13 protein-coding genes are annotated in these 12,923 nt (G+C 69.5%); 3 read left to right on the top strand and 10 right to left on the bottom strand.

Annotation, left to right across the window (positions count from 1 at the left end; genetic code table 11):
• From J1C73_RS13595 to J1C73_RS13580, 4 genes are all read right to left on the bottom strand, one after another.
• Window positions 1–705, bottom strand: a 705-nt coding sequence (locus J1C73_RS13595; protein WP_207316593.1) for a sulfite exporter TauE/SafE family protein, incomplete at its 3' end; no start/stop codon positions are given.
• A gap of 62 nt (window positions 706–767) precedes the next feature.
• The gene (locus tag J1C73_RS13590; RefSeq protein ID WP_207316592.1) at window positions 768–1,700 is read right to left on the bottom strand and encodes an SPFH domain-containing protein; all 933 of its coding nucleotides are present in this window, start codon (window positions 1,698–1,700) and stop codon (window positions 768–770) included.
• A 157-nt stretch (window positions 1,701–1,857) separates the two neighbouring features.
• Entirely contained in the window at window positions 1,858–2,289 is a 432-nt protein-coding gene (locus J1C73_RS13585; RefSeq protein ID WP_123469002.1) for an NfeD family protein, read from the bottom strand.
• Window positions 2,290–2,381: 92 nt separating this feature from the next.
• Window positions 2,382–3,179: an ABC transporter ATP-binding protein gene (locus tag J1C73_RS13580; RefSeq protein ID WP_207316591.1), complete on the bottom strand. Its 798-nt coding sequence runs from the start codon at window positions 3,177–3,179 to the stop codon at window positions 2,382–2,384.
• A 188-nt stretch (window positions 3,180–3,367) separates the two neighbouring features.
• Here J1C73_RS13580 and J1C73_RS13575 point away from each other — a divergent pair, with 188 nt between their 5' ends.
• Entirely contained in the window at window positions 3,368–4,204 is an 837-nt protein-coding gene (locus J1C73_RS13575; protein ID WP_207316590.1) for an Rv1486c family protein, read from the top strand.
• Here the strand turns inward: J1C73_RS13575 and J1C73_RS13570 are convergent.
• The 3 genes from J1C73_RS13570 to J1C73_RS13560 all read right to left on the bottom strand — a co-directional run bounded on the left by J1C73_RS13570 (window position 4,167) and on the right by J1C73_RS13560 (window position 6,353).
• Window positions 4,167–4,418, bottom strand: coding sequence for a chaplin (locus tag J1C73_RS13570; RefSeq protein WP_123469009.1), 252 nt, complete (start codon window positions 4,416–4,418; stop codon window positions 4,167–4,169). The genes J1C73_RS13575 and J1C73_RS13570 overlap by 38 nt on opposite strands.
• Before the next feature lie 149 nt (window positions 4,419–4,567).
• Window positions 4,568–5,212: a response regulator gene (locus J1C73_RS13565; RefSeq protein WP_123469011.1), complete on the bottom strand. Its 645-nt coding sequence runs from the start codon at window positions 5,210–5,212 to the stop codon at window positions 4,568–4,570.
• On the bottom strand, window positions 5,205–6,353 hold the full coding sequence (locus J1C73_RS13560) for a GAF domain-containing sensor histidine kinase (protein ID WP_207316589.1): 1,149 nt from the start codon (window positions 6,351–6,353) through the stop codon (window positions 5,205–5,207). The genes J1C73_RS13565 and J1C73_RS13560 overlap by 8 nt, the downstream gene beginning before the upstream one ends.
• 503 nt (window positions 6,354–6,856) lie before the next feature.
• Between J1C73_RS13560 and J1C73_RS13555 the strand changes: the two genes are divergently transcribed.
• On the top strand, window positions 6,857–7,606 hold the full coding sequence (locus J1C73_RS13555; RefSeq protein WP_207316588.1) for a transglycosylase SLT domain-containing protein: 750 nt from the start codon (window positions 6,857–6,859) through the stop codon (window positions 7,604–7,606).
• A gap of 95 nt (window positions 7,607–7,701) precedes the next feature.
• On the opposite strand, the gene J1C73_RS13550 is transcribed toward J1C73_RS13555, so the two are convergent.
• Window positions 7,702–10,275 (bottom strand): ABC transporter ATP-binding protein/permease, encoded by a 2,574-nt coding sequence (locus J1C73_RS13550; protein WP_207316587.1) that lies wholly within the window; start codon window positions 10,273–10,275, stop codon window positions 7,702–7,704.
• Between the two features lie 286 nt (window positions 10,276–10,561).
• Here J1C73_RS13550 and serB point away from each other — a divergent pair, with 286 nt between their 5' ends.
• Complete coding sequence (serB, locus tag J1C73_RS13545; RefSeq protein ID WP_207316586.1) at window positions 10,562–11,818, top strand: phosphoserine phosphatase SerB; 1,257 nt, start codon at window positions 10,562–10,564, stop codon at window positions 11,816–11,818.
• Window positions 11,819–11,965: 147 nt separating this feature from the next.
• Here serB and J1C73_RS13540 read toward each other — a convergent pair whose 3' ends face one another.
• Together J1C73_RS13540 and J1C73_RS13535 are read right to left on the bottom strand one after the other, a co-directional pair.
• Window positions 11,966–12,484: a SixA phosphatase family protein gene (locus tag J1C73_RS13540; protein ID WP_207316585.1), complete on the bottom strand. Its 519-nt coding sequence runs from the start codon at window positions 12,482–12,484 to the stop codon at window positions 11,966–11,968.
• 74 nt (window positions 12,485–12,558) lie between these two features.
• Complete coding sequence (locus tag J1C73_RS13535; RefSeq protein ID WP_207316584.1) at window positions 12,559–12,765, bottom strand: hypothetical protein; 207 nt, start codon at window positions 12,763–12,765, stop codon at window positions 12,559–12,561.
• Window positions 12,766–12,923: the final 158 nt, after the last annotated feature.

Here is a 12,923-nt window from a genome sequence, read left to right as displayed (position 1 = left end):
GACGGGGCTCAGCCGGCGGCCGACCTTGGCGCCGATCTGGCCGCCGAGTGCGGAACCGATCGCGATCAGTACGACGGCGGTCCAGTCGAAGTCCGCGACGAAGAGGAAGAAGAGCGCGGCGATGCTGTTGACGACGGCGGCCAGGACGTTCTTCACGGCGTTGAGGCGCTGCATGGTGTCATCGAGCAGCATGCCCATCAGGGAGAGGTAGATGATCCCCTGGGCGGCGGTGAAGTAGCCGCCGTAGACGCTGGCGAGCATCAGGCCGATGAAGAGCAGCGGGCCGCCGTCGGGGCGGGCCGGGACGCCGGTGTGTTCGCGTCGGCGCTGGACGGCTTTGCTGATGCGCGGTTGCAGGATGACCAGGACGAGGGCCATGGCCACCAGGATCGGCACGATGGTTTCGAAGGCCGTGGAGGGCAGCGCCAGCAGCAGGGTGGCGCCGGTCAGCCCGCCTATGAGGGCGCCGACGGCGAGTTTGAGAACGCGTGGGCGCTGGCCTTCGAGCTCCTTGCGGTAGCCGATCGCGCCGCTGATGGAGCCGGGGATCAGGCCGAGAGCGTTGGAGACGGTGGCGGTGACCGGTGGCAGACCGGTGGCGAGCAGCACCGGGAAGGTGATCAGCGTTCCCGAGCCGACGATCGTGTTGATCGTGCCCGCGCTGATGCCCGCGACGAAGACGGCGAGCATCTCCCACATGGTCATCCCGAATCCCCCGTGCCTGATCGGTGCTTGGTGCACTGATCATGCCCGAGGGGGTGTACACGTCAGTCGATCGGGGGGTCCTCGCGACGTTCCTTCTTGCCGGTGTCGAAGCCGGGCATGCCGGTGCCGAGGTTCCCGAAGGCGCCGCTGAGGCCCTTGAGGGCGTCGCCGATCTCACTGGGCACGATCCAGAGCTTGTTGGCGTCGCCCTCGGCGAGCTTCGGCAGCATCTGGAGGTACTGGTACGAGAGGAGCTTCTGGTCCGGGTCGCCGGCGTGAATGGACTCGAAGACCGTGCGGATCGCCTGGGCCTCGCCCTCCGCGCGCAGGGCGGCTGCCTTGGCCTCACCCTCGGCGCGCAGGATCGCGGACTGCTTCTCGCCCTCGGCGGTGAGGATCGCGGACTGGCGCGTTCCTTCGGCCTGGAGGATCGCGGCGCGCTTGTCACGGTCGGCGCGCATCTGCTTCTCCATCGAGTCCTGGATGGAGGTGGGCGGCTCGATCGCCTTCAGCTCGACGCGGTTGACGCGGATGCCCCACTTGCCGGTGGCCTCGTCGAGGACTCCGCGCAGGGCGGCGTTGATCTCCTCGCGGGAGGTCAGGGTCCGCTCCAGGTCCATGCCGCCGATGATGTTGCGGAGCGTGGTGACGGTCAGCTGCTCGATGGCCTGGATGTAGCTGGCCACTTCGTACGTCGCGGCCCTGGCATCGGTCACCTGGTAGTAGATGACCGTGTCGATGTTGACGACCAGGTTGTCCTGGGTGATCACCGGCTGCGGCGGGAAGGGCACGACCTGTTCACGGAGGTCGATCCGGTTCCGGATCGAGTCGATGAACGGAACGACGATGTTCAGGCCTGCGTTGAGGGTGCGGGTGTAGCGGCCGAAACGCTCCACGATGGCGGCGCTGGCCTGTGGGATGACCTGGATCGTCTTGATCAGAGCGATGAAGACGAGCACCACCAGAATGATCAGGACGATGATGATCGGTTGCATCGTGTTCCTCGTGCCCTTCGGTTGCCGACGGATCGCGATGATCGAGGTCGAGATCGTATGAGGGTCCGTGGGTCAGGTCGGTTGTCCTGCCGGTCCGGTTCTCATGATGATCGACATCGAGTCTGACAGAACGGGCTCTGCCGTGGGGGCTGTTCGGTCACATGACAACGGCCGTGGCTCCGTCGATATCGACGACATCGACCTGTTGGCCCGGTTCGTAGCTCAGTTCCGCGTCGAGCGCGCGCGCCGACCAGATCTCTCCGGCCAGTTTGATCCGCCCGCCGTCGCCGGTGACCCGTTCCAGGACGACGGCCTGACGGCCTTTCAGTGCGTCGATGCCGGTGGCCAGACGGGGCCGGTCCGAGCGGTGGCGGTTGGCGATCGGACGGACCACGGCGATCAACGCCACCGAGACGAAGACGAAGACCAGGACCTGGGCCACGACTCCGCCGCCGAGAGCCGCGACCACCGCCGCGGCAACCGCCCCGACGGCGAACATGCCGAACTCCGGCATCGCGGTCAGGACGAGCGGGATGCCCAGTCCCACCGCGCCGATCAGCCACCACACCCATGCGTCGATGATGTCCACACGGTCATCGTATGACCGCAAGCACCTTTGCCAACAGGGCGCAAGCAGGCGGGCGTTGCCCCGGATGGGCGGACAGCCCCCGAGGAAGGGCCTCAGGCGAGCGGCAGCCCGTGGGCGGTGTAGCGGTCGCCGGTGTGCTCGACGACGAGCGGCAGACCGAAGCAGAGGGAGAGGTTGCGGGAGCTGAGCTCGGTCTCCATGGGGCCCGCGGCGAGCACCTTGCCCTGACGGATCATCAGGACATGGGTGAAGCCGGGGGCGATCTCCTCGACATGGTGGGTGACCATGATCATGGAGGGGGCGTACGGGTCGCGGGCCAGCCGGCCGAGGCGGCGGACCAGGTCCTCGCGGCCGCCGAGGTCGAGACCGGCGGCGGGCTCGTCGAGGAGCAGCAGCTCGGGGTCGGTCATCATGGCGCGGGCGATCAGGGTGCGCTTGCGCTCGCCCTCGGAGAGGGTGCCGAAATTCCGGTTCAGGTACTCGGTCATACCGAGCCGGTCGAGGAAGGCGCGGGCCCGGTCCTCGTCGACGGCGTCGTAGTTCTCGTTCCAGGTGGCGGTCATGCCGTAGGCGGCGGTGAGCACCGTCTGCAGGACCGTCTGCCGCTTGGGAAGCTTCTCCGCCATCGCGACGCCCGCGATCCCGATGCGGGGTCGCAGGTCGAAGACGTCGGTGCCGACGCCGCCGAGCAGCTCGCCGAGGACCGTGGCGCTGCCCTTGGTCGGGAAGAGGTAGCTGGACGCGACGTTGAGGAGGGTGGTCTTGCCGGCGCCGTTGGGGCCGAGGATGACCCACCGCTCCCCCTCCTTGACCGACCAGGAGACGTCTTCCACCAGAGCGCGTCCGTCGCGGACCACGGATACGTCCACCAGCTCCAGTACATCGCTCATGGCGCGTTGTCTCCCCATGCAGTTTCGTGATCGTCGCGTGCCTGTGGGCACAGCTCCCAGGGAAAACCTACGCCACCGCACGAGCGCTCCCGGCGCTGGGCCCGTCGTCGCACGGTTGGCGCGGGGCCCCCGCCCAGCTGTCGTCGCGCGCCCGCCAGGGATCACGGGGCAGCCCTTAGGCTGTTGCCATGCTTTCGGAACCACGCTCAGGGCTGCTGGCCGCTTGGGGCAACGCGCTGCTGGCCGGGCTCGTCTCACCGGACGACGCGGCGCTCGCCATTGTCGGGGAGGACGCGGTGCATCGCGTCGAGGGGCTGCCCGGCGAGGCGGGGCCGGTCGGTCTCACACTCGCGCTGGGGCGGCTGCGGGGGCTCGGGGTGACCGGTTTCCGGGTCGCGCTGCCGGTGCCGGGGCATCCGCTGGGGCTCAGCGGCCCCGCGGAGTTCAATTCCAGGGCGCTGGAGGCCGAGGAGGCCGTGGTGACCTACGGCGCGCCGTTCGGGCTGGTGCCCGAGGTGCGCGAGTCGGGGCCGGCCGGTGATCTCCACGTCGCCGTGGCGTGGCAATGCCTGGCCGTGCGGGAGGCGCCGCCGGCCGATGTGCCGTCGCTGGGCGAGGCGGAGCGGGAGCTCGCCGAGGCGCTGCGGGATGCGACGGCGGTGCTGTCGCGGCTCGACGTGGCCGGGTCCGGACCGGTGGCCGAGGCCGCGATGGACGCGTACCGGGCGCGGGCGGAGCGGGGGCGCGAGGTGCTGGCTCCCGGGTATCCGCCGCGGGCGGCCCGGGTGCTGGAGCTGGCGCAGCGGGTGGGGCTGCTGGTCTCGGTGGCGTACGAGAACGGCCACGGCGGGGCGGTGAGCGCGTCGGAGATGGCGGCGCGGGGAGAGGCGCTGCGGCCGGTGGAGCGGGTGGCCCGGCGGGCGCAGGTTGCCGCGTACAACGCGTATGTGGAGGAGCGGGCGCGGTGTCGCAGAGGTGTGCGTGGCGTCAGCCGTTCAGGCCGAAGTTGCCGAAGGCCGGGTTGAGCAGGCCGATCACGTTGACGGTGTTGCCGACCACGTTGACCGGCACGTGGACCGGGACCTGGACGAGGTTGCCGCTGGCCACACCCGGGGAGTGGGCCGCGACACCGTGGGCGCCCGCACCGCTGTGCCCGGTGGCGGAGGCCGCGCCGGCACCGGCGGCGATGAGGCCACCGGCGATCATGGTGACGGCAGCAGCCTTCTTCAGGTTCTTCACTTCAGGATCCTCCTAGCGTCGCTGCGGCCAGCCGCCGCAGCACGCCATGGAGAACGCCCCGGCGCGGGTGAGGATGCGCCGTTCGAGTGACATACACCCGACAGTATGAATCTCAGCCCGGAGGCAGAGGGTCCGGTCCGGCCGCCCGGTCAGCCCGCCGCCCCGTGCCGGACCGCCCAGAGCGCGGCCTGGGTGCGGTCGGACAGGTCCAGCTTCATCAGAATGTTCGAGACGTGCGTCTTGACGGTCTTCTCGGAGAGGACCAGCGCCCGCGCGATCTCCCGGTTGGAGCGGCCGTCGGCGATCAGGCCCAGTACTTCCCGCTCCCGTTCCGTGAGGGTGCTCCCCCGGCCCGTACCGCTGCCGGGGTCGTCCTGGGCGAGCAGGGCTCCCGCCACCTCCGGCTGGAGCAGGACATGGCCCGCGTACACCGAGCGGATGGCGCCCGCCAGCGCGTCCGGGTCGACGTCCTTGTACACATAGCCCGACGCGCCGGCCCGCAGGGCGGGGACGACGGTGCGCTGCTCGGTGAAGCTGGTGACGATCAGCACCTTGGCCGGGTTCTCCAGCTCCCGGAGCCTGCGCAGCGCCTCTATGCCGTCGGTGCCCGGCATCTTGATGTCCATCAGCACCACGTCGGGGCGCAGCTCCTCGGTCCTGGCCACCCCTTCGGCTCCGTCGGACGCCTCTCCGACGACCTCTATGTCGTCCTGGATCTCCAGGAACGTACGCAGACCGCGGCGGACCACCTGGTGGTCGTCGACCAGCAGCACCCTGATGATCCTGTCAGCCACCGGGTACCTCCATCTCGATCGTGGTGCCCTTGCCGGGCGCCGATTCAACGGTGAGATTTCCGCCGACACCGCTCGCGCGGTCCCGCATCGAGACCAGGCCCAGGTGCCGCCCCGCCTGACGGGTGGCCGCCGGCTCGAAGCCCTGGCCGTCATCGGCGATCCGCAGCACCGTGCCGCTGCCGCGGCGGACGAGGGTGACGTCCACGTGACCGGCCCCCGAGTGGCGCAGGGCGTTGTGCAGGGCCTCCTGCGAGACCCGGAGCAGCGCCTCCTCCTGGGCGGCGGGCAGCGCCCGCACACCCAGGCTCTCGAAGGTGACCCGGGCCGTGTGGGCGCGGTCCAGGACCTGGATCTGGGTACGGAGGGTGGCGATCAGGCCGTCCTCGTCGAGCGCGGCGGGGCGCAGTTCGACGACGGCCGCCCGCAGCTCGTCCACCGCCTCCGCCGCCAGGGCGGCGACCTGCTGGAGCTCGCCCTTGGCCCGGGCCGGATCGCGGTCGACCAGGGTGGCGGCGGCCTGGGCGGTGAGCCGCAGGGAGAACAGTTTCTGGCTGACCGCGTCGTGCAGCTCGTGGGCGAGGCGGGAGCGCTCCTCGGCGATGGTGAGCTCGCGGCTGCGCTCGTACAGCCGGGCGTTGGTGAGGGCGATCGCCGCGTGCTGGGCGAGGATCGCCAGCAGTTCCTCGTCCTCGGCGGTGAATCCGCAGCTGCCCTCGGGCTTCGGGCAGCGCTTGTTGGCGAGGAAGAGCGCGCCGATGGTCTCGTCGCCGTCCCTGATGGGCAGGCCGAGGAAGTCGGACATGTCGGGGTGGGCGGCGGGCCAGCCCTCGAAGCGCGGATCCTTGCGGACGTCGGCCAGCCGCTCGGGCTTCGCCTCGTGCAGCATCGCGGCGAGGATGCCGTGCTGGCGGGGAAGCGGGCCGATGGCCTTCCACTGTTCGTCGCTGACGCCGTCGACGACGAACTGGGCGAAGCCGCCGTGGTCGTCGGGGACCCCGAGCGCCGCGTACTCGGCGTCGAGCAGCTCGCGGGCCGAGGCGACGATCGTCTTGAGGACGTCCCGCATTTCCAGGTGCCGGCTCATGGCGAGCAGCGCGGCGCTCACTGCCGCGAGGCCGCCCGACGGTGGACGATGGGTCATGGCCTCACCGTACCGGCGGGCCGCAGGACCCGTATCGGCCTGTGGACGGCCCCCGATTAGGGCGCAGGGACTAGGTCCTCTCCAGGTCCTCTCGTTCGCGTCATGCCGGGTACGGAACGGGATGCGGTGAGGCCCGGCGTCACCGGGCCTCACCCGGGAGGCGAGTCAGGGCCGCTCCGAGCCACCGAGGGAACCGGAACATTACAGTCCGCATTGCCGAAGCAACGGTTGGTGAGATTGCTACCCGGCCGATGTGAGGCCGCACATAGGACCCACGTCACTTACGAAGTCACCTAGTGGACAAATAAGGGCGATAAGGGCGTTCCTCAGTGCGGGCCGCCCCGTGCGACCGGGGCCCCGACCCACTACCCGGCTTCGTACGTCACACCTTTGCCACACGATTTTGCGGTCGCTAAGAATTGCACTCGTCCCCGACGGAGATGCGAAGCCGCCTCCCGTCTTCGTCCTCCGTGAGGACCCCAGCGATTCGAAGAGGTACCTGTATGTCCGTGTCCAGCGTTCCCGACCGTCTCCGTCGCCTGAACAAGACCCAGAAGCTCTCCGTCGCGGGTATCTCCGCCGTCGCCGCCGCTGCGCTCTCGTTGTCCCTGGTGCCCGGTAACGCCGAGGCCGAGACCGGGCCGCAGGCCATCTCCAGCGAACCCGTCGTCTTCGCGTCCGCCGCCGGCGCCCCGCAGGCCAAGACCATCCAGGCCAGCGTCATCGAGCAGCACTCCACCGCCGAGCAGCTGATCAAGGCCTCCGACGCCGCGAAGGCCAAGAAGGCCGCAGCCGTGAAGGAGAAGGCCGAGGCCGTCTCGAAGGCGAAGGCCAAGAAGGCCGAGGCCGTCTCCAAGGCGAAGGCCAAGAAGGCCGCGGCCAAGCGCGACACGCAGGCGGCCAGCCGTTCCGAGTCCCGTACCCCGGTCTTCTCGAACAACCTGGACGGCTGGATCAAGGAATCCCTGTCCATCATGAAGGCCAAGGGCATCCCGGGCACCTACGACGGCCTGCACCGCAACATCATGCGCGAGTCCAGCGGCAACCCGAACGCCTTGAACGACTGGGACGTCAACGCGGTCAACGGTGTCCCGTCGATCGGTCTGCTCCAGATCATCAAGCCGACCTTCGACGCCTACCACGTCGGCGGTACCCCCCACACCCAGTACGACCCGGTCGCCAACATCACCGCGTCGGCCAACTACGCCGCCGACAAGTACGGCTCGATCGACAACGTCAACAGCGCGTACTGAGTCCACTCCGGTACGCCGTGGCACAACGCCGAAGGGCGGCACCCCGTGCGGGGGTGCCGCCCTTCGGCGTCGTACGGTGCGCGGTCGCGAGGCGGCTACTTGCGCATCACCTCGGGCTCGTGGCGGCGCAGCAGTCGCGCGACCGCGAACCCGCAGATGACACCGAGGAACAGCAGCACCGCGATGTTGATCCCCCACTGGCCGGCCGTGTGCTCCCACAGCGGGTCCAGGTCCGTGGGGTTCTTCTGGTCCCACGGCGGCATGAGGTGGGCGAGGTCGAGTGTCGAGCCCGCGGCCCCGACGGCCCAGCGGGACGGCATCAGCCAGGCGAACTGCTCCAGGCCCGGCGATCCGAAGATCTGGAAGAGGATGCCGGTGAAGACGACCTGGACGATCGCGAACATGACCAGCAGCGGCATGGTCTTCTCGGAGGTCTTCACCAGCGAGGAGATCACCAGGCCGAACATCATCGAGGTGAAGCCCAGCGCGATGATCGTCACGCAGAGCTCGACGGCCGGCGGCATGATCAGGCCCTCCGCCGGCAGATCACGGGTGGCGAAGCCGATACCGCAGATGATGACGCCCTGGACGGCCGTGATCAGGCCGAGAACGATCACCTTGGACATCAGGTAGGCGGAGCGGGAGAGGCCGGTGGCCCGTTCCCGCTCGTAGATCACCCGTTCCTTGATCAGCTCTCGTACGGAGTTGGCCGCACCGGAGAAGGTCATGCCGATCACCAGGATCAGCATGATCGTTCCGGCGTCGCTGTTGAACCGGGACGGCGGCTTGGGCGGGCCCAGGCCGAAGTCGGCCGGAATGACCACGCTGACGACACCGAGCACCGCGGGCAGGACCACCATCAGGCCCATGAAGCCCTTGTCGGAGGCGATCACCGACAGATAGCGGCGCATCAGCGTCCACAGCTGCGTCACCCAGCCCTGCGGCTTCGGCGGACGCATCTGCTGCGGCGGCGGCATGTGTACGGACTGCGCGGCGACGGCGTCGATGTCCGCGGCGTACATCTGGTAGTGCTGCGAACCGCGCCAGCGGCCCGCCCAGTCGTAGTCGCGGTAGTTCTCGAACGCGGAGAAGACGTCGGCCCAGGTGGTGTAGCCGAAGAAGTTGAGCGCTTCCTCCGGCGGGCCGAAGTAGGCGACGGCACCGCCGGGCGCCATCACCAGGAGCTTGTCGCAGATGGCCAGCTCGGCGACCGAGTGCGTGACGACGAGGACCGTACGGCCGTCGTCGGCCAGACCGCGCAGCAGCTGCATGACATCGCGGTCCATGCCCGGGTCGAGGCCGGAGGTCGGCTCGTCCAGGAAGATCAGCGAGGGCTTGGTGAGCAGCTCCAGGGCCACCGAGACGCGCTTGCGCTGGCCGCCGGAGAGCGAGGTGACCTTCTTGTCCTTGTGGATGTCGAGCTTGAGCTCGGCGAGGACTTCCAGGATCCGGGACTGGCGCTCGGCCTCGGTGGTGTCCGCGGGGAAGCGGAGCTTGGCCGCGTACTTGAGGGCCTTGGTGACCGTGAGTTCCTTGTGCAGGATGTCGTCCTGCGGAACCAGGCCGATGCGCTGGCGCAGCTCGGCGAACTGCTTGTAGAGGTTCCGGTTGTCGTAGAGGACCTCGCCCTGGTTGGCGGGCCGGTAGCCGGTGAGCGCCTTGAGCAGGGTGGACTTTCCGGAGCCGGACGGGCCGATGACGCCGATCAGCGACTTCTCCGGGACGCCGAACGAGACATCCTTGAGGATCTGCTTGCCGCCGTCGACCGTGACCGTGAGGTGGCGGGCGGCGAAGGAGACCTCGCCCGTGTCGACGAATTCCTCGAGCCGGTCGCCAACCAGGCGGAACGTCGAGTGGCCGACACCGACGATGTCGTTCGCGCCGATGAGCGCGGAGCCGGACTTCGAGAGCGGCTGGCCGTTGACGTACGTGCCGTTGTGGGATCCGAGGTCACGGATCTCGAAGCGGCCGTCGGGCGCCGCGTGGAACTCGGCGTGGTTGCGCGAGACCTGGAGGTCGGCGACGACCAGCTCGTTCTCCAGCGCACGGCCGATGCGCATCACCCGGCCGAGAGCCACCTGGTGGAACGTGGTCGGGCTGCGGTCGCCGTAGACCGGTGGCGCCCCCGCCGCGCCGCCGGCCCCGCCGCTCCCGGGGGTGTTCGCCATGCCCTGCTGCGGGACATGGGGCTGCTGTACCTGGGGGGCCTGCTGCCAGGCCTGCGGCTGCTGGCCGGGATTCTGCTGCTGTCCCTGCCAGCCGGGTCCGCCCTGCTGCGGCTGCTGCGGCGGGGCCTGTTGCGGCTGCTGGGCGGGGGCCTGAGCTCCCGCGGCGGCCTGCCCGCTGTACACATCGGCGCCGGCCGCGGCACCGCTGAGACTCAGCCGCGGCCCGTCGGTGGCATTGCCCAGGTTCACGGTGGAGCCGGGCCCGATCTCCACCTGCTGGATTCGCCGGCCCTGCACATACGTGCCGTTGGTGCTGCCATGGTCCTCGATGAACCAACCCCGGCCGCTCCAGCTGATCGTGGCGTGCCGCCACGACACCCTGGCGTCATCGATCGTCATGTCGCCCTGCGGATCGCGTCCGAGGGTGTACGACCTGGACGGATCGAGCGTCCAGGTCCTTCCATTCAATTCCAGTACGAGTTCCGGCACTCCGCGCCCCACTAGTTGTCCCCCGATTACCCCCGTCGCAGGGAGTCCAGGGATGCTGAACATCGTGGCGAACTATTCCAGGAGCAGTCCCCGATACGAAAGCCGGGCGGGGGTTTGACCCTGCCGAGACCTGCACTGTTACGGCATTGAATCCAAGAGGCGGTCATCTACCGACACAACTGGCCATGAACGATTGCGGATCATGCCGAATCATGTGGTTGGGGGTGCCGGGTCGGGCTGTCCGGCCCTCGGGACGGGCCGTCGGGGGCGCGTCGTGGACCGATACGGTGGGGACACCATGAGCGCATCTCAGCCCCCTCAGTCCTCGCCGTCTCCTGAGTCCCCTGAGTCACGTCAGGGCATCGACGCACCGACCCTTCTCGTGAAGATCTTCGGGAAGGACCGTCCCGGTATCACCGCCGGGCTGTTCGACACCCTCGCCGCCTACTCGGTCGATGTCGTCGACATCGAGCAGGTCGTCACCCGTGGCCGCATCGTCCTGTGCGCGCTGGTCACCGCCCCCGTCGCGGGCGGGACCACCGAGGGTGACCTGCGGGCCACCGTGCACAGCTGGGCCGAGTCGCTGAAGCTGCAGGCCGAGATCATCTCCGGCACGGGCGACAACCGGCCCCGCGGCGACGGCCGCTCCCATGTGACGGTGCTCGGGCACCCGCTGACCGCGGAGTCGACCGCCGCCATAGCGGCCAGGATCACCTCGACCGGCGGGAACATCGACCGGATCTTCCGGCTTGCGAAGTATCCGGTCACCGCCGTCGAGTTCGCGGTGTCCGGCACCGGGACCGAGGAGCTGCGGACCGCGCTGGCCACCGAGGCCGCCGGGATCGGCGTCGACGTCGCCGTGGTCTCGGCCGGGCTGAGCCGCCGCGCGCAGCGGCTCGTCGTGATGGACGTCGACTCGACGCTCATCCAGGACGAGGTCATCGAGCTCTTCGCGGCCCATGCCGGCTGCGAGGCCGAGGTCGCCGCGGTCACCGAGCAGGCGATGCGCGGCGAACTCGACTTCGAGCAGTCGCTGCACGCACGGGTGGCGCTGCTGGCGGGCCTCGACGTGTCGGTGGTGGAGAAGGTGCGCGCCGAGGTACGGCTGACGCCGGGCGCCCGCACCCTGATCCGTACGCTGAAGCGGCTCGGCTACCAAGTAGGCGTCGTCTCAGGCGGGTTCACCCAGGTGACGGACGACCTCAAGGAGCGGCTGGGGCTCGACTTCGCCTCTGCCAACACTCTGGAGGTCGTCGACGGGAAGCTCACCGGCCGGGTGACCGGGGACGTCGTCGACCGAGCCGGCAAGGCCCGGCTGCTGCGCAGCTTCGCCGCGGAGGCCGGGGTGCCGCTGGCGCAGACCGTGGCGATCGGTGACGGGGCGAACGACCTGGACATGCTGAACACCGCGGGACTCGGCGTCGCCTTCAACGCCAAGCCCGTGGTCCGCAGGGCCGCGCACACGGCGGTGAACGTGCCGTTCCTGGACACCGTGCTCTATCTGCTGGGCATCACCCGCGAGGAGGTCGAGGCCGCCGACGGTCTCGTCGAATAGGACCCGAGCCGGCCTCCGGGGCCTCGGGCCGTCACACCACGGCCGGGGTCCGGAAGCACGGAGGGCCCCGGTGCGCAAGCCGAAGCGTGCGCAGCGGGGCCCTCTTCGTGAGCCGGCGGGCTCATGGACCGGCGGGGCCGGTCGTCGTCAGTCGTTCGGAGTCCAGTACTCGGTGAGCTTGCCGATGCCGTGCTCCACGCCCTTCCAGGTACCGGAGAACTCCACCACGGCGAACGCCGCGGTCGGGAAGCCGCCGCGGGTCATCCGGGCCAGGGCGTCGCCCTCCGCCGCGCCCGAGAGGGCGTCGGCGAGCGCGTGCACACCCGGGTTGTGGGCGATCACCAGCAGGTTGCGGACCTCGTCGGGGGTCTCGTTGACCAGGGCGATCAGCTCGCCGAGCGAGGCCTCGTACAGCCGCTCCTCGTACACGGTCCTGGGGCGCTCCGGCATCTCGTGCACGGCCAGCTTCCATGTCTCGCGCGTCCTGGCGGCGGTGGAGCAGAGGGCCAGATCGAGGACGATCCCGGAATCGACGAGTTTGCGGCCTGCCACGGGGGCGTCCATGCGGCCGCGCTCCGTGAGGGGCCGCTCGTGGTCGGAGTCCTGCGACCATTCCGCCTTTGCATGCCTGAGAAGGACGATCCTGCGAGGTGTATCGACGCTCATACACCTCAGCTTCGCACGAAATGTGCCACCTGGCGCAGGGTGTTGGAGGGCTCCCCCGCCACGGCCCACGGCCGTCAGCGGGTGAGCAGGTCCACGATTCGCTCAAGCAACTGGCCCATCGCCGGATCGTCCGTGGCCGCGTGCGCCTGCCCCGGTCCGGCGATCAGCAGCAGCAGCGCGCCGAAGGCGACGGCGGGCAGCGCCACGGCCCACCACGGCAGCCGGATCTCGACACCGCGCGCATCCGGGCGGGTGGGCCGGGTATGTGTACGGGCCGACATGTCCGCCTCCGTGGGTCATCAAGTCTGATACCTGAAACCTACGGATGCGGGGATGTCCGGCCCATCCGGTGACCCACCCAGTTCACCCTGACCCTGGCCCCCTAGGGGATGGTGGGGCCAGCCCTACCATCGCCCCCGGTGAGCCCGGGCGGTTACGG

Source organism: Streptomyces laculatispora (assembly GCF_017353455.1).
Taxonomy (GTDB): Bacteria; Actinomycetota; Actinomycetes; order Streptomycetales; family Streptomycetaceae; genus Streptomyces; species Streptomyces laculatispora.
Note: the sequence above shows the minus strand (reverse complement) of the source record. Positions and strands in the feature narration are given on the sequence as shown.

What these genes read in the sequence shown, in the direction of transcription:
- J1C73_RS13580 (WP_207316591.1), bottom strand. Translation starts at nt 3,179, where the DNA reads ATGAGCGATGTACTGGAGCTGGTGGACGTATCCGTGGTCCGCGACGGA.
- J1C73_RS13540 (WP_207316585.1), bottom strand. Translation starts at nt 12,484, where the DNA reads ATGAGCGTCGATACACCTCGCAGGATCGTCCTTCTCAGGCATGCAAAG.
- J1C73_RS13555 (WP_207316588.1), top strand. Translation starts at nt 6,857, where the DNA reads ATGTCCGTGTCCAGCGTTCCCGACCGTCTCCGTCGCCTGAACAAGACC.
- serB (WP_207316586.1), top strand. Translation starts at nt 10,562, where the DNA reads ATGAGCGCATCTCAGCCCCCTCAGTCCTCGCCGTCTCCTGAGTCCCCT.
- J1C73_RS13560 (WP_207316589.1), bottom strand. Translation starts at nt 6,353, where the DNA reads ATGACCCATCGTCCACCGTCGGGCGGCCTCGCGGCAGTGAGCGCCGCG.
- J1C73_RS13590 (WP_207316592.1), bottom strand. Translation starts at nt 1,700, where the DNA reads ATGCAACCGATCATCATCGTCCTGATCATTCTGGTGGTGCTCGTCTTC.
- J1C73_RS13575 (WP_207316590.1), top strand. Translation starts at nt 3,368, where the DNA reads ATGCTTTCGGAACCACGCTCAGGGCTGCTGGCCGCTTGGGGCAACGCG.
- J1C73_RS13535 (WP_207316584.1), bottom strand. Translation starts at nt 12,765, where the DNA reads ATGTCGGCCCGTACACATACCCGGCCCACCCGCCCGGATGCGCGCGGT.